At 43.6% G+C, this 24,059-nt stretch carries 14 protein-coding genes; 6 read left to right on the plus strand and 8 right to left on the minus strand.

Features of this window, described 5'->3' with window-relative positions; genetic code table 11:
• The first annotated feature begins 166 nt into the window (after positions 1-166).
• The 6 genes from IEV61_RS01060 (at position 167) to bglX (ending at position 10,900) form a co-directional block, all read left to right on the plus strand.
• Entirely contained in the window at positions 167-3,172 is a 3,006-nt protein-coding gene (locus IEV61_RS01060) for a SusC/RagA family TonB-linked outer membrane protein (RefSeq protein ID WP_188412976.1), read from the plus strand.
• Between the two features lie 13 nt (positions 3,173-3,185).
• The gene (locus IEV61_RS01065; protein ID WP_188412978.1) at positions 3,186-4,727 is read left to right on the plus strand and encodes a RagB/SusD family nutrient uptake outer membrane protein; all 1,542 of its coding nucleotides are present in this window, start codon (positions 3,186-3,188) and stop codon (positions 4,725-4,727) included.
• 116 nt (positions 4,728-4,843) lie between these two features.
• The gene (locus IEV61_RS01070; RefSeq protein ID WP_188412980.1) at positions 4,844-6,202 is read left to right on the plus strand and encodes a glucoamylase family protein; all 1,359 of its coding nucleotides are present in this window, start codon (positions 4,844-4,846) and stop codon (positions 6,200-6,202) included.
• A gap of 1 nt (position 6,203) precedes the next feature.
• A complete protein-coding gene (locus tag IEV61_RS01075; RefSeq protein WP_188412981.1) occupies positions 6,204-7,928 on the plus strand; it encodes a family 43 glycosylhydrolase in 1,725 nt (574 codons plus the stop codon).
• Entirely contained in the window at positions 7,928-8,587 is a 660-nt protein-coding gene (locus IEV61_RS01080; RefSeq protein WP_229746994.1) for a GDSL-type esterase/lipase family protein, read from the plus strand. Before IEV61_RS01075 ends, IEV61_RS01080 begins: the two co-directional genes overlap by 1 nt.
• Before the next feature lie 12 nt (positions 8,588-8,599).
• Positions 8,600-10,900: a beta-glucosidase BglX gene (bglX, locus tag IEV61_RS01085; RefSeq protein WP_188412984.1), complete on the plus strand. Its 2,301-nt coding sequence runs from the start codon at positions 8,600-8,602 to the stop codon at positions 10,898-10,900.
• 119 nt (positions 10,901-11,019) lie between these two features.
• Here bglX and IEV61_RS01090 read toward each other — a convergent pair whose 3' ends face one another.
• The 8 genes from IEV61_RS01090 to IEV61_RS01125 form a co-directional block, all read right to left on the minus strand.
• Positions 11,020-11,664: a redoxin domain-containing protein gene (locus IEV61_RS01090; protein ID WP_188412986.1), complete on the minus strand. Its 645-nt coding sequence runs from the start codon at positions 11,662-11,664 to the stop codon at positions 11,020-11,022.
• Positions 11,665-12,142: 478 nt separating this feature from the next.
• Entirely contained in the window at positions 12,143-13,390 is a 1,248-nt protein-coding gene (locus IEV61_RS01095; protein ID WP_188412988.1) for a glycoside hydrolase family 28 protein, read from the minus strand.
• Between the two features lie 147 nt (positions 13,391-13,537).
• Positions 13,538-15,649, minus strand: coding sequence for a DUF2264 domain-containing protein (locus tag IEV61_RS01100; protein WP_188412990.1), 2,112 nt, complete (start codon positions 15,647-15,649; stop codon positions 13,538-13,540).
• Between the two features lie 173 nt (positions 15,650-15,822).
• Positions 15,823-16,044: a RagB/SusD family nutrient uptake outer membrane protein gene (locus IEV61_RS01105; RefSeq protein WP_188412992.1), complete on the minus strand. Its 222-nt coding sequence runs from the start codon at positions 16,042-16,044 to the stop codon at positions 15,823-15,825.
• A gap of 232 nt (positions 16,045-16,276) precedes the next feature.
• Positions 16,277-17,902, minus strand: coding sequence for a RagB/SusD family nutrient uptake outer membrane protein (locus IEV61_RS01110; RefSeq protein ID WP_188412994.1), 1,626 nt, complete (start codon positions 17,900-17,902; stop codon positions 16,277-16,279).
• Between the two features lie 11 nt (positions 17,903-17,913).
• Positions 17,914-20,931 carry a SusC/RagA family TonB-linked outer membrane protein gene (locus tag IEV61_RS01115; RefSeq protein ID WP_188412996.1) on the minus strand — a complete coding sequence of 1,006 codons (3,018 nt, stop codon included), beginning with the start codon at positions 20,929-20,931 and terminating at the stop codon, positions 17,914-17,916.
• Positions 20,932-21,324: 393 nt separating this feature from the next.
• Complete coding sequence (locus IEV61_RS01120) at positions 21,325-22,164, minus strand: glycoside hydrolase family 16 protein (protein WP_188412998.1); 840 nt, start codon at positions 22,162-22,164, stop codon at positions 21,325-21,327.
• Between the two features lie 59 nt (positions 22,165-22,223).
• Positions 22,224-24,053 carry a glycoside hydrolase family 35 protein gene (locus IEV61_RS01125; protein WP_188413000.1) on the minus strand — a complete coding sequence of 610 codons (1,830 nt, stop codon included), beginning with the start codon at positions 24,051-24,053 and terminating at the stop codon, positions 22,224-22,226.
• Between the last annotated feature and the right edge of the window lie 6 nt (positions 24,054-24,059).

The raw sequence follows: 24,059 nt of genomic DNA on the forward strand, positions 1-24,059 counted from the left end.
TTATTAGCGCCTCAGAGTAACTTTCTCTAAAATTCATTGCAACGTTATTTTTGATGTGATGTATTGTTGTAGAGTTATTTTTTTTGCCTGCGCAGAAAAACAACCTCAATTTCGTCCCGGCAATTATCCCCTGTTGCCCACCAATTAACTTTATAAATATAAACGTATGAAAAAAACTTTTACAAGGATTTTTGTCCTTGCCTTGTTATGTTTTTCTGCATTTGCCTCATTTGCACAAAACACTACAGTAAAAGGTAAGGTGGTAGATGCCACCGACAAGCAACCGCTTCCAGGCGTAACCGTAAAATTGAATGGCGGTAACATTGCCGCTCAAACTGATGGAGAGGGCAACTATACCATAAGTGCCCCGGCAAATGGTATACTGGTATTTTCTTATATTGGTTACACCACGCTGCAAGAAAATATTAACAGCCGCACAACCATTGACATTTCTTTATCTACTGCATCTGCAAAATCATTAGAAAAAGTAGTGGTAGTAGGATATGGCAGTCAGCGCCGCCGCGATGTTACCGGCTCAGTTGGTAATGTAAGCGGTGCCGAATTAAGTAAGCAGCCCGTACAAACGCCAACTCAAGCATTGCAAGGTAAGGTATCGGGCGTGCAGGTAATTGGTTCGGGGCAGCCCAATTCACAACCTCAGTTACGTATACGTGGTACAGGTTCGGTACTTGGTGGTGCCAACCCACTTTATGTGGTTGATGGTGTATTAACCGACGATATTCGTAACATTAATAACAACGATATCATCAGCATTGATGTACTCAAAGATGCATCGGCAGCTATATACGGCGTACGTGGTGCAAACGGTGTAGTGATTATTACTACACGTAAAGGCAAAAACGGACCGGCCGTAGTGCGTTATGATGCTAACGCAGGTTTCCGTCAGCTATCTAACAAAGTGCAGATGGCTAACAGGCAACAATATATTGATTATTTGAAAGATGCTAATCCAAGTATTTTAACGTCTGATGCTGCGCCACTCACCACCCCCGGTACAACCGACTGGTATGATGCCGTATTGAAAAAAGGCCTGCAAATGAGTCACAACCTTTCTGTTGCCGGTGGTAACGAAAAAACCACGTACTTTTTTAGCGGAGGAATTTTTAAAGACGAAGGTTTAGTAAAAACAAATGATTTTGACCGTTATACCTTCCGTTCAAACATCGAAACCAAAATAGCAGATAACCTGACCTTTGGTACGCAATTATCTTTAACGCGGAGTAAAGAACGTCCGGTTCCTCTTGACGGTGTTTACAGCAACGTTTACAGAGCTGCACCGGTTATTCCGGCTATTGATGACAATGGCCTTTACGGTAATACCAGCCTTTGGGGTAACCTAGGTAACCCATTATTAGGCTTAAATAAAACCAATAATCAAACCGTTAACAACCGTGTACAGGGTAACTTTTACTTGGAATATAAGCCTATTAAATCGTTAACCTTCCGTACGGCGTTAAATACTGATGCCTACTGGAACAAACAACGCAATTACAGCTACCAGTTTAACGCCGATCAAAGCACATTCAATGTAGCCGGTGGTCAGCAGTTTAACCCATTCAGTTCATTGTTTGTACAAAATGATCAGTTTTTTACTACCATCTGGGATAATACAGTTACCTACCAGCAAACGTTTAACAAGCATAGCTTAACACTTTTGGGTGGGTATATTCAAGAGTACAGCAAATCTGACTTTTTTAATGGCCGCCGCCGCGGTGTGCCAGAAAGTGAAGATACCTGGTATTTAAATACAGGTAACCCCGAAGTAGGTGCCGAATATTTTAACGGCGGTACGTTATTCAAACGTATTTCTTACGTAGGTCGTGTTAATTATAACTACGATGGCCGCTACTTGTTCAGCGCCTCTATCCGTGCCGATGGCAGCTCAAGGTTCCGCGAGAAATTTGGCTACTTTCCTACAGTAGGCGCAGGCTGGGTCATTTCACAAGAAAGCTTCCTGAAAAATAGTAAGATCATCAGCAACTTAAAACTGCGCGCCAGCTGGGGCCTGTTAGGTAACGATAATATTGATCAGGGCTTATTCGTTGTAACTGCAACCCCCAACCTGCCATACTTCTTCAATAATAGTTTAAACCTGGGTACTGCCGTACAGGACATTAAAGATCCTAACTTGAAGTGGGAAAGAACCGAACAATATGATTTCGGTTTGGAATACGGTTTATTCAACAACAAATTAACCGGTGAAATTGACTACTATAACAAAAAGGTACGTGATGCGCTAACTCAAGTAACATTGCCTGCCTTCCTGGGCGATCCTGATGGTATCTATGTAACTAACGCAGCATCTTATCAAAATAAAGGTGTAGAATTCTCAGCCAAATGGAGCGACAAAGTTGGCAAATTTGGTTACTCGGTTGGTGGCAATATTAGCTACAACAAAAATACTGTTATTGGTTTAAATGGCGGTCAGGCTCTATTAGGCGGTGGCATTGGCAACCAGGGCAACATCACCCGTACCGATAATGGGCAACCGATAGCCAGTTACTATGTATTACAGCAAACCGGCATTTTTCAAAACCAGGCCCAAATTAATGCGGCACCTACCTATAACCTTAATGGCTATAACAAAACTATTGGCGGTATGATGTTTGCCGACGTAAATGGCGATGGCGTTATAAGCGCAGATGACCGTACTTTTTCAGGCTCGTACCAACCAAAATATTATGGTGGTTTTAACATTGGCTTAGATTACGGAAGCTGGGACTTCAGCACCGATTTTTATGGCAACTGGGGTAACAAAATTTACAATGGCCGTAAAGCTTTCCGTGCAAACGGAAGCGATAACGTGCAAGCCGATTACGTAACCAATCGCTGGACGCCTGCCAACGCATCTAATATTGATCCGCAAGTTATCGCACAAAATCTGCCTGCATCAACCTACTTTATTGAGTCGGGCGCATTTTTACGCTTAAACAACTTAACGTTAGGATATACCTTGCCTGCCGAGCTATTGAAGCGCATGAAGATCAATAAGATCAGAGTTTATGCAACATCACAAAATTTGTTCACAGCTAAGCGCTACAGCGGTTTCACACCAGAGCTATTGCCATCGAGCATCTTGTCATCAGGTGTAGATTTAAACGGCTATCCAACAACCCGCACATTTGCAGTAGGTCTTAATGTTGAATTTTAATCTCTAACCATCAATGAAAACAATATATAAAAATACTGCTATTGCAACCCTTACGGCCATATTACTGGGCACCGGGTACTCTTGCAAAGACTCCCTTAACGTAAACCCACAGGGCGAAATTACCGAAGCCCAGTTTATTACAGACCCTAATGTTGCGGCCAACTTAGTAGGCGGCATTTACAACATATTTTTTGCAGGTGATGCCTTCGGCAACGACGTACGCGGATTTCAGTACACCATCCTTGGCGACATTGCATCAGACGATGCTGATAAAGGCAGTGCCCCGTCAGATTATGGAGATGCAAATGCCATTGATATTTTGCAGGCTAACGGTAACAATCCCGTAGTTAACAACATTTGGAAAGGTTATTACCAGGCAATAGCTCGTACTAACCAAGCGCTGGCTCAGCTGCAAAATGCACAATTTGATGCCGCTACCAAAAACAAATTACTGGGCGAAGCACGCTTTTTACGCGGTATGTTTTACTTTAACCTGGTACGTATATTTGGTGGTGTACCGCTTTTGAACCGTGTACCGGCAGCAAGTGAAGCAAATGCACCTGAGTTTTCTACCCGTGCAACATCACAGGCTATCTATCAGTTCATTATTGATGATCTGAACTTTGCTGCAACCAACTTACCGGTTATTACAAACACTAGCGCCGATGTAGGCCGGGCCAGTAAAGGTGCAGCACAAGCACTTTTAGCTAAAGTTTACCTTTACAATAAAGATTATCAAAATGCGCTGGCTATGTCACAATTAGTTATCAGCAGTGGTACTTATAGCCTGCTGCCCGATTTTACTACATTGTTTCGCCAGGCAAACAATAATAGCCGCGAATCAATTTTTGAAATTCAGGCAGGTCAAAACCTGGCTTGTAACTCTTCTATTGACCGTTTTACTGTAGCACAAGGACCGCGTGCAGGTGGAAAGAATGGCTGGGTAGATCGTGGTTACGGTTTCAATAACCCATCACTAAGCCTGGTTAACGAGTATGAAGCCGGCGATGTGCGTAAAAATGCAACCATCATCACCGTAAATCCATCAAATGGTGCCAATTCGGTGGGTACCATATTGTTCGATGGTTTCCGCATCCCAACAAAAGATTCGGTTGAAAACTCCCGGTACAACTACAAAGCTTATTACAGCCGCACCGCCGAGCCTAATTGCGGTAACAATGATCGTTTGCCTAAGCACGTGATGATCATCAGGTATGCCGAGGTGTTATTGATACATGCCGAAGCAGCCTTGCAAAGCGGACAAGCCGGTTTAGCGACTGCAGATATTAATGCTTTGCGTACACGTGCCAAGGTAACACCAATAGCAGGCATACCAACCCTGCAACAAATTTGGCATGAGCGCCGTGTTGAAATGGCAATGGAACAAGACCGCTTTTTTGACCTCGTACGCCAAGATGCAGTACAGCCAGGCCGTGCAGCTGCAGCTTTTGCTGCCGATGGCAAAACATGGAATGCAACACGTGCCCTGTTCCCTATACCACAACAGCAAATTGACTTAAGCGGTGGCAACCTTAAACAAAATCCGGGTTATTAATTAATCCCACTAAAAGCATGGAGCAGCATCTATTCTGCTCCATGCTTATACAATGTTGTCTATTCTCTAAACTACTTCAGCTTCTCCATAGCTTTGGTTTCTGTAGCTTTAACTTCATGAAACACACATCTATCTATTTATTCCCCCTTCTACTTTTACTGTTTTGCAGCGATGTTTCATTCGCACAAATAGCTGGTAACTCTATATCTATTAAAAAAGGCTTTACCGATAACCAACTTTTAAATCTGGTTGAAAAGCAAACCTTCCAGTACTTTTGGGATGGTGCCGAGCCGAATTCGGGGTTAGCCCGGGAACGTTACCATGTTGATGGCGACTACCTGCTAAACGATAAAAACGTAGTTGCCACCGGCGCTACAGGTTTTGGTGTTATGGCGATCATTGCCGGCATAGACCGCCACTATATTACCCGAAAACAAGGGTTTGAGCGCTTGCAAAAAGGTGTCAACTTTTTGGAGAAAGCCGACCGCTTTCATGGCGCATGGCCACACTGGATGTACGGCGAAACCGGCAAAGTAAAACCCTTTGGCAATAACGATGATGGCGGCGATTTGGTTGAAACAGCATACCTGGCACAAGGCCTTATTTGTGTTAGACAATATTTTGCCAACGGCAATAAAGCCGAGCGCAAACTGGCTGCTCAAATAGACAGGCTTTATAAAGGTATTGAGTGGGATTGGTACCGCAACGGCGGTAAAAACGTATTGTACTGGCATTGGAGCCCCAATGTAGGCTGGAAGATGAACTTCCCGCTCGAGGGTTATAACGAGTGTTTAATTACCTACATTATGGCGGCTGCATCACCAACCCATGGTATCCCGGCAGCGGTATATCACGAGGGCTGGGCTCGTAGCGGCGGTATTAATACCAACGCAAACATCTATGGCTTTCCTATCAAACTAAAACATAATGGCACGCAAAACGGCGTGGGTGGCTTGTTTTGGTCACAATACTCTTATCTGGGATTAAGTCCTAAGGGATTAACTGATAGGTATGCTAATTACTGGAACGAGGTGCGTAACCACGCCCTTATCAATCACGCTTATTGCATCGACAACCCTAAACATTACAAAGGTTACGGCGATAATTGCTGGGGATTAACGGCCAGTTATTCTGTAGATGGTTATTCGGGCCATAGCCCTTCTAACGATCTGGGGGTAATAAGCCCAACCGCAGCGCTTGCTTCTTACCCATACACACCAAAGGAAAGCATGAAAATGATCCGTCACTTATATGAGGACTTGGGCGATAAGGTTTGGGGCAAGTATGGATTCTATGATGCTTTCAGCGAAACCGCTAATTGGTATCCTAAGCGTTATTTGGGCATTGATCAGGGGCCTATAGTGGTCATGATAGAGAATGGCCGCTCGGGTTTGTTATGGAAGCTATTCATGAGCAGCCCCGAAGTTAAAGCCGGGTTAAAAAAATTGGATTTTAAATCGCCTTACCTCAAATAATATGCGCAAAGGGTTTCCATTATTTATGAGCCTGCTGCTGGGGGCATCGGCTTTTGCGCAGGTTAATCAGAATAAAACCTATTGTAATCCTATCAACCTGGATTATACCTATGCTATTTATAACGCTAACGAAGGTTTGTCGTACCGCTCAGGTGCCGACCCTGCGGTGGTGACTTTCAAGGGCGAATACTATATGTTTGTGACCCGCTCAATGGGTTACTGGCATTCTACCGATATGACCAACTGGGATTTTATCACTCCCGAAAAATGGTATTTCCAGGGTTGCAATGCACCGGCTGCCCATAATTATAAAGATTCGGTTTTATACGTAGCCGGAGACCCCTCGGGCTCTATGAGTATTCTGTATACCGATAACCCTAAAAAAGGCGACTGGAAACCTACGCCTTTTATCCTGAATGATTTGCAGGATCCTGATTTGTTCATAGACGATGATGGCAAGGCCTATATGTTTTGGGGTTCATCAAACCTCTTCCCTATCCGGGGTAAAGAACTCGATCGTACCAAAAATTTTAAACCTGTTGGTAAGACGGCAGAACTGTTTAAACTCGATGGTGAAAAACATGGTTGGGAACGTTTTGGTGAAAACCACTCCAATACCAAACTAAAAGGTTACATGGAAGGTGCCTGGCTCACCAAGCATAACAACAAATATTACATGCAATACGCTGCGCCGGGTACAGAGTTTAACGTGTACGGCGATGGTGTTTACATGAGCGATGATCCGCTGGGGCCATACACCTACGCGCCAAACAACCCTGTATCCTACAAACCGGGTGGCTTTATAAATGGAGCAGGACATGGCAGCACCGTGTTGGGGCCGGGTAACCAGTACTGGCATTATGCTTCTATGGCGGTGTCCGTTAATGTAAACTGGGAACGCCGACTGTGCGCATTCCCTGCCGGTTTTGATGCAGATGGCTTAATGTATACCAACACTTCGTACGGCGATTATCCGCATTATGCCCCTGCTATACCGTTGAAAAAAGGTGAGTTTACAGGCTGGATGCTACTATCGTACAAAAAGCAGGTTACCGCCTCTTCTGCCCTGGCTGCAGAATTTTCGGCAGATAAGGCGTTGGATGAAAATGTTAAGACTTTTTGGATAGCCTCGCAAAACGACGACAAGCAGTGGCTGCAGGTTGATATGCAAAAACCGGCTACTGTTTACGCTGTGCAAATTAATTACAGCGATTACAAGGCCGATCTGTATGGTCGTGTACCCGGGCTGCATCACCGCTACAGCGTTGAAGGCAGTTTAGATGGTAAAACCTGGACCACACTTGTTGATAAAAAAGACAGCTTTACAGATAACCCTAATGATTATGTGGCACTCGAAACCGCAGCTACAGTAAGGTACATTCGTTACAACAACGTTAAAGTACCAACCGATCACTTGGCTATCTCAGGTTTCCGGGTATTTGGTAAGGCTGCTGGCTCGTTACCCGGTACACCCGCCAATTTTCAGGTGACACGTGATACAGATCGCCGCGATGCTACGTTGAGATGGAAAGCCGTTAAAGGCAGCCAGGGCTACAACATAAAATGGGGCATTGCACCCGGTAAGCTTTACAGCTCGTGGCTGGTCTATGATAAAAATACACTGGAATTAAAAAGCCTGAACATTGATCAAACTTATTATTTTACGGTTGAAGCATTTAACGAGAATGGCGTAAGCCGGCCCACAGCACCTAAAAAAGCATTATAATGAAATTGAAAATACTCATCGTCTTATTCTTTACTGGTTACAGCATGCTGGCCTTGGGTCAGCAAAAACCGCCCTTTTGGGACGAAATACAGAATTTTAAAAAGAAGGATAGTCTTAATGCTCCTGCCAAAGGCGGCATATTGTTCATTGGCAGTTCATCTTTTACCCGGTGGAATGACTTAGAAACCGTGTACAAAAATTACGGCGCCATTAACCGTGGCTTTGGTGGCAGTACACTGGTTGATGCCAACTATTATATTAAAGACATTGTGTTCCCTTATGATGCACGCCAAGTGGCGATCTACAGTGGCGAGAACGACATTGCCTCCGGTGCAAGCGCTATTGAAACACTAAACCGCTTTGCTACCTTGTTCACGGGCATCCGCAATAACCAGCCCAATGTGCCGCTCATTTACATCTCGATGAAACAGAGCCCATCGCGGCTAAAGTTTGCACAAACGGTGATACATGCCAATGCCCTCATTAAAGAATATATGAGCCATTACAAAGCCACACAGTTTGTTGATGTCGACACTAAAATGCTGAATAAAGACGGCACCCTGCGCCCCGAACTCTTCATGCCCGATATGCTGCACATGAAACCGGCAGGTTATGATATCTGGATCAAATTACTCACCCCATACCTAATAAAGAAATAAGTTACATAGCATATGAAAAAAGCGACCTCTATATGGTGTATTATGGCTTTTTGTGCGGCCTCTGTCCAAGCACAAAAACCAAAGCCAGCATCCACCGAAAGTGCAAAGATGAAAACGTTTGTTAGCCAGTTAATGGCCAAAATGACCGTTGATGAAAAAATTGGCCAGCTTAATCTGGTTACCGGCGGCGAGGCAACCACCGGTACTGCCGTAAGTACCGATGTAGAAAGCAAAATTGGTAACGGACAAATAGGCGGCATTTTTAGTTTAACTACCCCAGCGCGTATACGCAAAGCGCAGGAAATTGCGGTTAACAAGAGCAGGTTACATATTCCGCTTATTTTTGGGCAGGATGTAATACACGGCTATAAAACCAGTTTTCCTATTCCGTTAGCCTTAGCTTCGAGCTGGGATTTGGATCTTATACAACGCACAGCACGCATGGCCGCCGTTGAAGCCAGTGCCGATGGTATCAACTGGACCTTTTCGCCCATGGTAGATATATCGCGCGACGCCCGCTGGGGCCGCGTGGCCGAAAGCAGTGGCGAAGACACTTACCTGGGTTCGCAAATTGCCCGGGTAATGGTAAAAGGCTACCAGGGCGATGATTTGAAGAAAGCTAACACCATTATGGCATGCGTTAAACACTTTGCCCTGTATGGCGCTGCTGAGTCGGGCCGCGATTATAATACAACCGATATGAGCCTTGACCGTATGTATAACGACTACCTGCCGCCTTACAAGGCAGCTATTGATGCCGGTGCGGGCAGTGTAATGGCTTCGTTTAACGACATTAATGGCGTACCGGCCACAGCCAATAAATGGCTATTGAACGATCTATTGCGAAAGCAATGGGGCTTTACCGGCTTTGTGGTGTCTGACTATACCGGCGTAAGCGAGCTCATCGAACACGGCTTAGGCGACTTGCAAGAAGTATCAGGAAAATCTTTAAGCGCGGGTACGGATATGGACATGGTAAGCGAGGGCTACCTGAAAACTTTAAAGAAATCAATACAAGAAGGTAAGGTTACCCTGACCCAAATTAACAACGCCTGCCGCTTAATTTTAGAAGCTAAGTATAAATTAGGTTTGTTTGAAGACCCATACCGCTATTGCAGTGAGGAACGTGCTAAAACAGAAATATTAACTCCCGCAAACCTGCAGTTCAGCCGCCAAACGGCTGCGCAAACCTTTGTGTTACTGAAAAACGACAACAAGACCTTGCCTTTGAAAAGAAATGGTACCATCGCTGTAATTGGTCCGCTGGCCGATAGCAGGGCTAACATGCCGGGCACCTGGGCAGTAAATGCCGACCTGGCCACAACGCCATCTTTATTAGAAGGCCTGAAGAAAGTGGCAGGCGACAAGGTGAACATTACCCACAGCTTTGGTTCAAATTTAACGAGCGATGCAACCCTTCAAAAGAATGCCACCGTGTTTGGCCGGGAAATTCCGCGCGATAACCGCCCGGAAGAAGAAGTTATTAAAGAGGCTGTAAAAACAGCGGAAAAAGCAGATGTGGTTATTGCCGCCCTTGGCGAAAGCTCGGAAATGAGCGGCGAAAGCTCAAGCCGTACTAACATCGAAATTCCGGAAGTGCAAAAAAGGTTGTTAGCCGCCTTGTTAAAAACAGGCAAACCCGTAGTGTTGGTACTATTTACTGGTCGACCACTGGCTATTAAGTGGGAAAGCGAAAACGTACCGGCTATCCTTAACGTTTGGTTTGGCGGTAGCCAGGCTGCTTATGCTATTGCTGATGTGTTATTTGGTGATGTAAATCCATCAGGCAAACTATCCATGAGTTTCCCGCAAAATGTGGGGCAAGTACCAATCTACTACAGCCATAAAAACACAGGCCGCCCGCTGGCTAATGGCGGCTGGTTCACCAAATTCCGTTCAGGTTACCTTGATGTAAGCAACGATCCGTTGTATCCCTTCGGTTTTGGGTTAAGCTATACCAGCTTTAGCTACAGCGATATCAAATTAAGCGCTACCACCTTTAAACCGGGTCAATCTATCACCGCCAGGGTAACGGTAACCAATACCGGCAGCGTAGAAGGTAAAGAAGCCGTACAGTTTTATACCCGTGATATGGTTGGCAGCAGCACCCGCCCGGTTAAAGAGTTAAAAGGTTTCCAAAAAATTAGCCTTAAACCAGGCGAAAGCAAAGAAGTTGTTTTCACCATTAAAGAAAGCGACCTTAAATTTTATAATTCGGCCTTGAAATCTGTAGCCGAACCAGGTGACTTTAAAGTTTTCATTGGCCCCAACTCGCGCGACTGCAAGGAGAGCATGTTTAAATTATTGAAGTAAATTTCAAGGAAGCCTTATTATTGGGAGGCCTTTGATCAAAACTTGTTTAGAGAGTTAGCTATAACAAACAGCGCCGGTTAATGATTAACCGGTGCTGTTCTTGTCTTATCCCACGTAGCTTAGGCAGATTTTCTGCCGGCTTGGTAATGGTTTGATTGATACACGGCGGCCACAATCTCATTAGCTTGCAAATTGCTGCTGATATCTTCATTACTGTGATCGAAAACCACTTTCAGGAAATGATCTACCACGAAGGCTGCGGGTAAAGGCACATTTTCATCAATCCCGGCATAACGGTTCCAGGCAGGGCTATTCTCCGCATAAACGCCGAACAACTTGGCTATTTGATGGTCAGGATCGGCATATAATGGTAACGACAGGTTATTGTTCCACAACAGTTGTTGTAGCATACTATCAGGGCCATCGCTATCAATTACAATGAGATTTCCATCGTGGTATTTTACTTCGTTCCTGATGGCGTTCAATTGCTTTAAATGCTCTAAAGCTAAATTGCCCCACTGGCTGGAGTAAAAGTAAACTACCAGTATCTTATTCAAATATGGAGCCGATGCCCCACCCTGGTTAAACCCATAAACCCCCGACAGCACATTTATAGCTTGCTGGGTTTGGTGTTGAAGTAATTCTTGAATTGTATGGCCCAACGTTACGGGTTTCAACTTTTCGTAGGCTTGAGGAGTATATTCTAATTCAGGCGTTGTTTCAAGCAGATCGAAAGCAGGGAATTTTAATGCAGTAGTTGACATGGTATTGAGTTTAAAAGTTGTTAATTGAGTTAAAAGAGAATGGAAATCCTGTTTAACTACAACAATAACTCAAGCCATAAGCCGATGAATAATAAGTATGGAAATATTTGCCAACAAAGGCGATTATAAAATGGTGATACATAACTTCTTTTTAAATAAACCGGATGGTGTGCTGCTACCGGAATGGAGGCAGACTTGAAAACCTGGGAGGATTCTAAAAAGTTAACAACAACAATACAGCACCGGCATTAGCGACGGCGAACGAAAAGCTATATGGGCTTGTTGTTGCTTCATGTAATAATCTACCGTTTTGGTAGACATTCAAAAGTAGAAATTAAAATTTTATATTGAAACAATTTTAGGATAATTTTTTCAAAACATTTACTGAGTAAAGCAGGGCATACTACCAAATAAAAAAGGGCAAGAACGTTAAACGCCTTGCCCCTCTTGAAGGTTTTTGTGTATTTAACTGTATCGCTTACTTTATTACCAAGGGTACGCCATTCACGGTTACATTCTCGGCTTTCACATCTGTATATTTATTTACCAACGGATTTTTTGACGTGGCTTCGATATTCTTGAAAACTATACCCGATACTTTGTCCATAGGATTTCCTTCTAAAGTGGCAAAGCGCTGGCAATCTACCTTGATGTTAGATAAGGTGATGTTACGAATAGTACCAAACGGTTTTTCAACACTGCCGCCTAAATCAAAAAATTGCTTCCAGGGTGCCATTTCTAAAATAGTTCCGCATTTACCGGTAATGTTCTCTACCGTAACGTTTTCGAAAATCTGGTAAGTATCCGGGCGCATTTTGAATTTCAACAGCGGCGTGTTGTTATCTACCTTGCAGTTTCTCATGGTAATGTTACGGGCGTGAATACACTCGCTGCCAAGAGTTAACGTGGCATGTGCCGAACCAATGGTACAATTTTCCACCAATACGTCTTCTACAATACCGTTCTCGGGAAGTTTGTGCGCATCTGGCCCCTTTCCGCCTTTAATGCAAATAGCATCATCGTTAACCGAAACATAGCAATTGCGGATGGTTACTTTTTTACAAACATCAATATCTACCCCATCGGTACTGGGTGCCGGTACAGGTTTAAACGGTGACCGGATATCACAACCCTCAATGAGTACATTATTGCATTGATACAGGTGGGTGGTCCAAAAGCCTGAATTATGCAATTTTACATTTTGAATAGTCACGTTGTTGCAGCCCCATATAAAAAGCAAACGCGGGCGGTGAACTTCAAGATTGGTAGATTCTTTACCGGCTTTACGCATAGAATCGCGGTGATCCCAAAAATACTTCCAGAATTTAGCGCCGTTACCATCTATTATGCCGGGACCGGTTATGGTAAAGCCGTCGACCTTGTAAGCGTTAACTAACGCTGCGTAATAATCCAGCTTTTTGCCTTCCATACGCGATGGCCCTAAGGGATAATCGGCAATGTTATCAGAACCTTTGAGTTTAGCACCTTCCAACAAACGCAGTTTGGTTTTAGGCTTAAAGAACAACGCGCCGCTCAAGTATACGCCCTTGGGTATAACAACTGTACCTCCGCCGCTTGCATAAGCTTTATCAATAGCACGTTGTATGGCTTTAGTATTTAGCTTGGTACTATCGGCACTTACACCAAATTTGGTGATATTAAAATCCTGAGCCCGGGCGGTCACCGAAAGCACGGCTAAGCCTAACAAAAAAAGAAGTTTCTTCATTATTAGTTTTTATTGGTTGTATGAAGGCGCGGGACTGAGCCCGCAAAAAGCCAAATATATACAGGTTGAGTTTAAGCTGCATCCTGCATAGTCCTGTACTTTATTTTCTACACCTTAAAGAAGCTCATCTGCAACAACGCAGCGCAATTACTTCGCCGCTTCGGGAGCTATCTTAATTCTATTAAAGTCAATTACCTTTGGCCCACCTTTGTAAAATGACACGTTTACAATGCCTTTATCGGGAGTAAAATTTATCTCCTTAACAGGCAGCAACTCGGTATCCAACCATTTTTGCCCCGACTTTTTCCACAGCATTAGGGTGATATACAAATCATCTGCATTGCCGGGTACAAAATGGTCTTCTACATCAATAATACTACTATTTTGAGCAACCGGATTTAAACCTTTAGCATTAATTACCTCCGTTTTGTCCCAGCCCCGCAGAGTAACCAGCGCAAGCTGATAAACGCCATTATCTATAATTTCTACCTGGTGGCCTTTAATACGACGGCTTTCTCTTTTGATATTCCCTTTAATTGCCGGTAGTGCATAATGACCTAACCTGATGGTTGCAGTTTCAGAGCTCACATTCCTATCAACTCTTAATATGCCGTTTGGAAGCGTGATCTCGGCCAGGTTAAGTTTCACCTGATCGTTAGATGCAAAAACACCATCACGATAATACACGCCGTTTTCATAACCTTTAAAGGCAAACATGCGCATGGCTTCCCAACTGCCCTTGTCGGTTTTGAAAACGTAACCCATGGCTACTTCGCCGTTCTGCCCATCGGCCTGCCAGGGGAAGGTGCTGTTATAAGAAAGCCGCGTGTAGTTTTCGGTTCCCTGATAAACACCAACCGTTTTACTGTTGCACCAAGCCCTAACTTCGGAGGCGCCGATGTTAGGGTAATCGGTTACCAGGATATTGGATTTTTTTGTAAACTTGTTGTACACTTTTCCAGCCTGTAACTGACTTTTCCAGGCTCCTTCATTTTCTTTAGCCGTCCAAAACGGACTATCGGCAGGAACCAGTAATCCCAAAAATAATTTACCTAACCAAAACACGCTACCACGACAGCTGTAAGTTTGTACGGCGGGTTCAAAAGCTCCATAAAAGCCCAGCGCAGGAACGTCATCATCGTTTAAAAAATCGGGGTTCTGCAAAAACTGTAGCATGGTGCCCGATGCAATGCGTCGCATCCAGCCATAATTGATGTTGGGGTTGGTTTTAAATCCCATTAACGGGAAGGGCACAGCTGCCCCCATGCGGTAAGATATGCTGCGTCCCCACATGATCATCTCCCCTTTCCTCGAAAAAAGGTAAGGATAATTATCCTGAAGATCGTCAAAGTTCTTTTCTAAATGAGCTGCATATTCGGGATAGTATTTCTTTCCAAAAAATTCAGACCATATTTTTCCATACATCTGGAACGCCCACATACTGTAATAATCATAGTACGGACTGTCGTTATACCAGCCTTGACCATCATATTGTGCCAAAGATTTTTCAAGCAAGTCTTTAAGCAATGGCTCGTTAACCTTGTATCCCTGGCTTTTATAAAAACTAAGGATCATAATGTTGAAGTAGCGCCAGTTCATGCCAATAGTTGGGCCATCGCCGTAGCTCATCATGGTGGCATAAAGTTTAGCCTTCACCTCGGGCGAAAGTGGCGCCCAGAAGATTTCCGGTGCTACCAGCAGCGATGCAGCCAAACCGCCAAATTCTACCAGCTTTTGGCTTGGTCCGCCGTTTTTAGTACGAGGCTCAATGTAGGTGATGCTCTGCGAATCGAGCATTAAGGCTATTTGGTGGCGGTAATATTTGCCCAACGGAATACCATTGATAGTTAAATCAGGCTGTTCTTTTAAAAGCGGGCCGGCTATAAACATGGTACGGCATAGCCCCTCCATTTTTTCGGTTGCATTAGGCTTACCGTCGCGCGGGTAGCTTTTACCTGGCTGCTTGGTAAAGCTCATGGGGTCGTCAAGGGTTTTAACATGACGAAAGGCGCCTTCGAGCAAGTAAATACCGGCATCTTTCCAATGCTTCCTGGTCATTCCGGTTAACGGGCTCAGTTGCCTGTCAGGAGCCTTGATCTTGAAAGTTCGGTTACTGTTTACAGCCTTTTTCGAAGCCTGCAGACCTACACCCGTGGCACCAGCAACCGAAGCGCTAAGATTAAAGCTTTGCGTTTGCCCAAATGTTGTTTGTACGCAAAACATCGACAACAGCAAACAGATACTATATATACATTTCATCTCAGTTCTTTATAAGTAAATAAAAGGAAATCTAAGTACCAATAAATTGGGCATACTTTAATTCATTGTGTATAAAATAATTAAAAAACTGTCTTAACGAAAAAGTGACAGCGTTAAGCTATCACCTTTCCAATTAACACACCATGATCTTTTCGATCATCTTTAACTAAAAATCACCATCCCGGGTTTTGAATCATCGACGGCATTTTTCTGATCTCTTCATCCATAAGCGGCAACAGATACATCTCCGGCCTGAATACGTGCTGGCGAATATTGTTCTCAATTTGATAAGTGAACGTTAAACCAACTCCTGTAGATAATGAACCTGTACTACCCACCCGAATAGGGTGCATTACTCTGTTAAAACCGTTAGGACCACCATTATAAAGTGTCATAGCTATTTTCCAACGTCTGTTGTCGTGCCTGTCTTAAAAGAATCCGTAACATTTATTCAACAGTAAAACTCATGTTATCCATCTTCTCAACTGAGATAGATATAATTAATTTGATAATATCTAATAAGTTGTCCAGACGATTGTCTGATAGAAAGAGCTTCAGAACATGACTGTTGAAAATCATGTCTAAAAAAAACCGGCGATAAGTTTTGCTTATCGCCGGAAGTTATGATTAGTAGCCTGGGTTTTGTTCAAGCTTGGCATCTTTATTTACCTGTATTTCGCTTAACGGAATAGGTAAAAGCAGATGGGTACTTGTAAGCCCGGTTGTTGGCTTTTGCGGATCGTTGCCGTTTAAGGCCAGGGAGCGTGTAACCAATGTACCGGTACGCATCAAGGTCATACGCCTGTTTTCTTCGGCAATGAGTTCTCTTGCACGTTCATCTAATATAAGGTTGAGCGACATATCGGCCGCTGTGGCCTGAGGAGCATTTGCGCGGGTACGCAATACATTAATAGAATTTACAGCGTCGGCAATTTTGCCTTGCTTAAACTGTGCCTCGGCCAGTAAAAGGTAGGTTTCGCCTAATCGCATCATGATGAAATCTTTGATCATTGCGTAACCAAATGTATCATTTGGATCGAAGGCTCCCCATTTAAGTGTTGCAGGACATATACGGAAAAGTGTATCGGCACCGGCAAACGGAACTTGCTTGCCATATAATGAAGCATAGGCAGGTGCAGGGTCGTTGTAATAGTAACGACGTTTAATGCTGTACTGAGAATTACGGATGTCGTTACCTTTATATAGTTGATACAATACCCAGTTGCTCAGGCGCAGCCTGCCTACTCCACGTCCGCCTAATGAATCTACCGGCAGCATACCGGGTATTGCATAATAAGCTGGGGTAAACACGCGGCGTTGCTGAGCATTGTCAACATTACCGCCGGGTACCAACGTTGGATTTTCTTGCTCCAACACCCAGATGGCTTCACTATTACCCTGATAACGCCTTTGATTACCGTATACGAACATATCCGAATAATAATCGCCTGCACCGGATGATCTAACCCCATAGCGCGAGCGGATAAGGTTAAACTTACTACTGTTGATTACGGCCTGCGCCTGCTGCTCGGCTAAATCATTTTTTCCTGAACGCAGATACACTTCGGCAAGTAACTGCATAGCCATGTAACGGTTTGCACGGCTAACCGGCTTGTTTACAGAATTTACTCTGCCATTACCAGCAATCAAATCAGGCAAATTAGCCGCCGAAAATGTTAGGTCACTTACAATCTGATTGTTTACTTCGTCGAGCGTAGCACGGGTAAAATCAAGCTTTGGGCCGGTTACACTGGTCAAGATAATGGGTACACGGCCATAAAGCGTAGCCAGGGTGTTGTAAGCATATCCTCTAAAAAATTTAGCCTCTGCCTCTACCAAACGCTTACCGACAGGACCAATACCTGTTGCCGACTTTAATCCATCAAGAATTATGTTGGCATTGTTAATAAGTGCATAATACCTGCTCCAGGTAATAGATGCAGCACGGTCTGTAGAAGTAAGCTGTGCATAATTATAGTATGGCACTTCAATACCTTGCTGCTGCGCGGTGGCATTGGCCACATCAGTGCCCACCTGCCAAACGCTGGGCCATCCCTGATCGCTCGACCATGTTAGCGTACCAGTTTGATATTGATATAAGCCAATTAACGATGCCTCAAAGCCTAAAGAATCGGTTACGGTGAGTGGCGAATAAGAAGAATATGGCTTCTCATCCAAAAAACTTTTTTTGCAGGAAGACGCACCTATGATAAATACAGATAGCGCTCCTAATATGATAGAAAATCTTTTCATGTTCTGCTTAATTATTTTAATGAAACATTTAATCCTAAAACTATGGTACGTGTTACCGGATAGTTATTGTTGAAACCTGCAGAAAATGCACTTTGGTTATTATTTGAATCGGTTACACCACGGGTGTAATAACTCTGTTCCGGATCCCATCCTATCCAGTTGGTCCAGGTGTGCAGGTTACGGCCGCTGGCATATATACTTAAAGTAGAAAGGCCTAATTTGTCTACAAACCTTTGAGGGACTGTATAGCTTAAGGTAATATCTTTTAAGCGGGTATAGCTGGCATTACGCGCATAACCATAACCACGTGTGTTGGTATACGACAATGACTGAAACTCCTGGCTGCCGTTAGTTGGCGTCCAGTAGCCTATTTCGGCTGGCGTGTTACGACGGCCGGCCTCATCGGCATAGTTAAAGTCTGTATTGTTACGCAACATGCCTTGTGCGGTTTGGATAAACACCGTTAAGCTTAATCCCTGATACCTGAAAGTATTAGATATACCACCAGTCCACTTTGGTGAAGTTTGGCCTAAAATGGTACGGTCGTCTGGTGTAATGCGCCCGTCGCCGTTTATATCGGCAAACTTTAAATCGCCTGGTTTAGCTGTGGGGTCTTGCCTGGATACATCTTCGCCGGTTTGCCATACACCGGTCATTTGATAATCATAAATAACACCAACCGGCTGACCTATAAATAAACGATTAACTATATCGCTTTGTCCGTCGCCGTAAAGGTCGACAATTTTGTTTTTGTTGCGGGTAAAGTTGATATTACTTTCCCAGCTAAACAATTTGGTTTGTATGTTACGGGTATTCAAAGTTAATTCAATACCTTGATTACGTGTTTTGCCCAGGTTGTCTGACACTTGGTTATATCCGGTTATGGTTGGTAAAGCTCTGTTCAACAACAAATCGCTTACGTTGCTATGATACAGATCTATAGTACCGTTAATGCGGCTATTCACCAAAGAGAAGTCGACACCAAGGTTTGCTGATGTTGTGCTTTCCCATATCAAATTACCGTTACCCAAGTTACCGGCTTGCAAACCAATAAGGCTGGTACCGTTAAATGGAAAGCGTACGCTGTTATCGGTGGTAATAGTTCTATAAATGCCAATAGCTTCATTACCGGCCTTGCCATAAGATCCGCGTAGCTTAAGGGTATTTACCCATTTAACGCTTTTCATAAAGTTTTCGTTACTGATGTTCCACGCTACTGCAGCCGACGGGAAAGAACCGTATTTGCTGGTGTTAGCACCAAAAACAGAAGAACCATCGCGACGGAAGGTTAAGGTTGCTACATAACGCTGATCATATGAATAAACCGCACGCGCCATGTAATAATTTAAAGCTCTGCGATTGGCATTTGAACCTGCTGTTTGCGTAGCGCCTGCACCTATGTTGTAAAACGATAAGGCATCATTAACAAAACCGGTAGCGCCAGATGTCTGGCTGAAATATTTGGTACGCTGAGAGCCGTACAAACCTGTAAAATCTATACGGTGCTTACCTAAGTCGCGAGTATAGTATAACAAGTTATCAATGGTATAACCGGTAGTTTCGGTTGATGTTGCCGAAGCCGAACCCAAAGGGGTGTTAGCTAAACGACCACTGTAGCTGTTATAACGGGTAGGCAAATAGTTATAGCCTACGTTAAGACGATATCTTAAACCTTTAACCAATTTATCAAATTTCACATCGGCATAACCGTTACCCACAACGTTAACACTACGGTTAATTACATCTGTAGTTAAACCTAAGAAGGGGTTGGTATACAGTTGTTCGGGCGCTTGTGGATAAATATTGTAAGTACCATCAGTATTGTAAATATTACCATAAGGACTCATGGCTGTAGCAAACAATAGGTTAACACGTCCTCCGTCGTAGTTATTGTTGGTGAAGAAAGCTGAAGTTCCAACCGTTAAAAAGTCTGTTACGTTGATATCAAGATTTGAACGAAAAGTTACACGTTGATATTGGTATCCTTTCAAAATACCCTTTTGTTTTAAGAAATCTCCTGAGACGTAATACTTAACGTCGGGACTACCACCCTGAACAGTTAAATTATGATCTTGCATTACGCCTTGCTGGCTAACTTCGTCGAGCCAGTTAACGCTTCTGCCTGCGGCATAATTAGCACGCTCGCCGTTGTTATAAACGGGCTCAGTAAATTGCTGAGTAAGGTTATTTTGTTTTAAAAAGTCAATGTATTTTTGGGTAAATGATACAGGATCGCGTGGTTGAAGAACGTGAGCATAATTTTCGAGACCACCGTAACCGTTATACCTGATAACCGGTTTACCGCTCGATCCGCGTTTTGTGGTGATCAAAATAACACCGTTTGAACCGTTACTACCGTAAACTGCCACTGCCGATGCATCTTTTAATATTTCCATAGAAGCAATGTCATTCGGGTTGATATCATTTAGCGAACCTCCGCTTTTGCTCAGCGGAATACCGTCTACCACAATAAATGGGTCGGTGCTTGCGCCTATTGAATTTTGACCCCGTACCGAAGATGAAGGCTGAGCGCCAGGTACAGATGATACCGTGGTAATGTTTACGCCGGCAACAGCACCTTCCAGCGCTTGCAGCACATTTGTAACCGGTAACTGCGATAGGCGTGATTTAGGCACTGATGCCACCGAGCCGGTTACATCTGACCGTCGTTGGGTACCATAACCTACCACAACCACATCGGTTAGCTGCTTGCCACCATCGGCAAGCGTAATTTCTACCTGATTATTTGTTGCGCTTACTTGTACGGTTTTAGTAACCATACCTGTAAAAGATATGACCAGTGTAGACGGAGCCTTAAGTTCCAGTTTAAAATTACCATTGGGGTCGGCTACGGTACCTTGTTGGCTACCTTCCACTTTAATAGTTGCACCCGTAAGCGGTATGCTTTTACTATCGAGCACGCGTCCAGAAACCACATAGGCGGTTTGCGCAGAGACATGTTGAAAAGTTAATGTTAATAGGCATACAAAAAATGTAAGCCACAAATAATTAGTTTGGGTTTTTCTCATAAATGCTGATTTTTTAGAAAATAAATTGGTGGTTATGCAACAGTATCGCACGGTAATATAACCTGGAAAAAAGCGTTAAAAAAATAAGTATTGGTTTATTGGCCTGTGTAAGGATTATATTGCTAAGTAAGCAGTTTTAAAGGTATGATATAGGGGGACAAAATCATAAATTAAAGGGGGCATTTTATAAAAAAAGCGGCTTGAAAGCTCAAAAGAACTCTTTTATAGTAAAACAATTTTCGCCGGCGAGATAATATTGTAACAAAAATACCGTACAAAAAACTATGTCTTTGTACGGTATTACTATACACCTACCCTAGATTGCTTATATAAAAATCATCAACTTCATCCACATAAGGATTAATTTGACTGCGTTATGATTCCAATTTGTTGCTATTTATTTTTTTGATATACACGCACGTAGTCAATCTCAAAAGTTTTTGGGAACTGTGTGTTTTTAGGGTTGCCCCCGTTATCACCGCCAATGGCAAGATCAAGCAAAATATAATGAGGCTGTTTAAATGGATTGGCCGGATCTTTTACAGAATTATCCAGTTCACTTAGTTTAACCGAATTGAGCAATTGATCATCTACATACAAGCTAATGGTCTGCTCATCCCAGTCCATTCTCCAGACGTGAAACTTACTTGACCAATCTTTACCACCCAATTCCTCAAGAGGCTTGCTGTTACTAAACCATTTGGCTTTGTACCTCGCCGAAGTTCCGCAGGCAATATTAGCCAGCAGTTTGCCCCTATAGTATTCCATAATATCTATTTCGCCGCACGAAGGCCACTCCCCTTTAGTTCCAAGGGTCCAAAACGCCGGCCATAAACCAGCATCGGTATCAAAACGGGCGCGCATTTCAAAACGCCCGTATTGCCATTGATGCATGCCGTTGGTATTGATGCTCGCCGAAGTATAACCCAATTTTGCACGCGATTTTTTCCAATCGGTAGAAGCCGGATCGTATAAAGGATTTGCCGTGGTATCGGTTTTTGCTACAATAAATAGCTTTCCACCTTTGCAATAGGCATTTTTCGTGCTGTACCATTGCTCCTCATGATTGCGCACAAAGCCGGTTTCAAATTTCCAGTTAGCTGCATTGGGGATTCCGTCTTTATCAAATTCATCGCTCCAAACAAGCTTATAATCGTCTTTAGCTACCTTATTTTTGGGAATTTTAAGCCACAACAAGGGAAGGATAAATAAACAAGTTGCCAGTAATTTCATAACATTTACTTATTAACTCAGGTAAATTGCAATTGATAATAAACCAACGATCAATGAACTTATTTCTTCAAAACGTTCAATACAGGTGTACCCGTTGTAGCAAGTTGTTTTATATCGTAAGTAAGCATGTCAAAAACCACTACACTGTTAAGACCCTTTTTTAGCCATTCTTTAGGAACGTATACAGTTTGCTGAGGGCCAATGCTCCAGTATTTGCCCATGTTATGACCGTTTACCCAAACCACTCCTTTTCCCCATTTGCTCATGTCGAGATAAGTATCGCCAGGTTTAGCTACCGTAAAGGTTCCTTTTTTAATTATTGGTGATTTGGATGCCTGTACACTTTTAGCAAAGCGGAAATTACCAGGATTAGTCATTGGGAAGGTATACATTTTCCAACCCTTAACTTCCTCACCGCTCAGCAAAACCTTTTGGGTTATACCCTTTTTGTTCTCCAGTAAATATTTTCCGAAGTTAATACGTCCCATATTCTCCACCAGGATATCAAGCTTTACTTTACCTGCGGGCAGGTTAAGGAGAATACTATCACGAGTTATACGGCGGTCAAGTGTTCCAACTGTTTTTCCGTTCACCATAACCACGGCGTAGTCGCGCAATTCTTTTAATTTCAATAGCGCTTTTTTACCTCCGTTAACCACCGTGCTGTATAATACGTAACCGTAATCCAACTTCAAATCTTCAAAAGTAAGTGGTTTAGCGTTTGTAACAGCTGTCGGCAGGTTATTCAATAAAACAGCTGTTTGACTTACTACTATTGGACTAAGCTTGATGGAAGGCTTTGCCGCCGGCACCGCAGGCAAAACATAACCTTTTGGCAGATGCTTTTCAATTACCTGGCGAAATTTTATAAATTTAGGCGTTGCGTTACCAGCCTCATCCAAGGGAGCATCATAATCGTAACTGCTGGTTTGCGGCTCGTAAGGGCTGGTATCTTTATAATTAGCACCATTCATAAAACCACGTGTGGTACCGCCATGAAACATATACATATTGATAGATATCCCCGCGGCCAATACTGAATCTAAACGCCCGGCGTACGCTTCGGCAGGTACGGTATGATGCGGCGTACCCCACCAGTCGAACCAGGCCGGATACCATTCGGCAATATAATAAGGCCCTTTGCCATTGTGTAAGCGGTTAACCAATGCTTTAACCTTAGCCGGATTATCTAAACCGTTAATAGCGGGCATCAAACCATCCAAGTGCCCGTTTTCGGCATCGGCAGCCGGATCGCAGGTGTACAACAAGCCGTCAAAACCGGCTTCTTTAAACATTTTCTGATTTATGGCTAAGTATTCTTTATCACTGCCGTAAGACCCGTACTCATTCTCAATTTGTACCATGAGTATGTTACCGCCATGATTTACCTGTAATGGGGCCAGGCGTTTACCTACTTCTTTAATATAGGTTTCATATTCTTTCAGGTATTGGGCTTCCTTACTGCGTACTACTAAGCCTTTTTCGTTTTGGAGCCAGTACGGGTAACCACCAAATTCCCACTCGGCACATACGTACGGACTGGGGCGTAACACCACCCATAAACCCTCTTCACGTGCGGCCTTCACAAATTCCACAACGTCGTTGTTGCCGGTAAAATCGAACTTATTTTTCTGAGGTTCGTGTAAATTCCAGAACACGTAGGTACCAATGGTATTTAAGCCCATGGCTTTCGCCATTTTCATACGGGCGCGCCAGGCTTCACGAGGTACCCGCGGATAGTGCATCTCGCCACTTATCATTTGGAAAGGTTTTCCATCGAGCATAAAAGCTGTATCGCCCAGGGTAAACGTATGTTTGGCCTGCTGGCCATTTACTGTGCTAATGCTAAACAGAGCAAGTGCAGCAAATGCTAATTTTTTTAAGATCATATGTAT

Source organism: Mucilaginibacter galii (genome assembly GCF_014635825.1).
Taxonomy (GTDB): domain Bacteria; phylum Bacteroidota; class Bacteroidia; order Sphingobacteriales; family Sphingobacteriaceae; genus Mucilaginibacter; species Mucilaginibacter galii.

What these genes read in the sequence shown, in the direction of transcription:
- IEV61_RS01060 (WP_188412976.1), top strand. Translation starts at nt 167, where the DNA reads ATGAAAAAAACTTTTACAAGGATTTTTGTCCTTGCCTTGTTATGTTTT.
- IEV61_RS01065 (WP_188412978.1), top strand. Translation starts at nt 3,186, where the DNA reads ATGAAAACAATATATAAAAATACTGCTATTGCAACCCTTACGGCCATA.
- IEV61_RS01070 (WP_188412980.1), top strand. Translation starts at nt 4,844, where the DNA reads ATGAAACACACATCTATCTATTTATTCCCCCTTCTACTTTTACTGTTT.
- IEV61_RS01075 (WP_188412981.1), top strand. Translation starts at nt 6,204, where the DNA reads ATGCGCAAAGGGTTTCCATTATTTATGAGCCTGCTGCTGGGGGCATCG.
- IEV61_RS01080 (WP_229746994.1), top strand. Translation starts at nt 7,928, where the DNA reads ATGAAATTGAAAATACTCATCGTCTTATTCTTTACTGGTTACAGCATG.
- bglX (WP_188412984.1), top strand. Translation starts at nt 8,600, where the DNA reads ATGAAAAAAGCGACCTCTATATGGTGTATTATGGCTTTTTGTGCGGCC.
- IEV61_RS01090 (WP_188412986.1), bottom strand. Translation starts at nt 11,664, where the DNA reads ATGTCAACTACTGCATTAAAATTCCCTGCTTTCGATCTGCTTGAAACA.
- IEV61_RS01095 (WP_188412988.1), bottom strand. Translation starts at nt 13,390, where the DNA reads ATGAAGAAACTTCTTTTTTTGTTAGGCTTAGCCGTGCTTTCGGTGACC.
- IEV61_RS01100 (WP_188412990.1), bottom strand. Translation starts at nt 15,649, where the DNA reads ATGAAATGTATATATAGTATCTGTTTGCTGTTGTCGATGTTTTGCGTA.
- IEV61_RS01105 (WP_188412992.1), bottom strand. Translation starts at nt 16,044, where the DNA reads ATGACACTTTATAATGGTGGTCCTAACGGTTTTAACAGAGTAATGCAC.
- IEV61_RS01110 (WP_188412994.1), bottom strand. Translation starts at nt 17,902, where the DNA reads ATGAAAAGATTTTCTATCATATTAGGAGCGCTATCTGTATTTATCATA.
- IEV61_RS01115 (WP_188412996.1), bottom strand. Translation starts at nt 20,931, where the DNA reads ATGAGAAAAACCCAAACTAATTATTTGTGGCTTACATTTTTTGTATGC.
- IEV61_RS01120 (WP_188412998.1), bottom strand. Translation starts at nt 22,164, where the DNA reads ATGAAATTACTGGCAACTTGTTTATTTATCCTTCCCTTGTTGTGGCTT.
- IEV61_RS01125 (WP_188413000.1), bottom strand. Translation starts at nt 24,053, where the DNA reads ATGATCTTAAAAAAATTAGCATTTGCTGCACTTGCTCTGTTTAGCATT.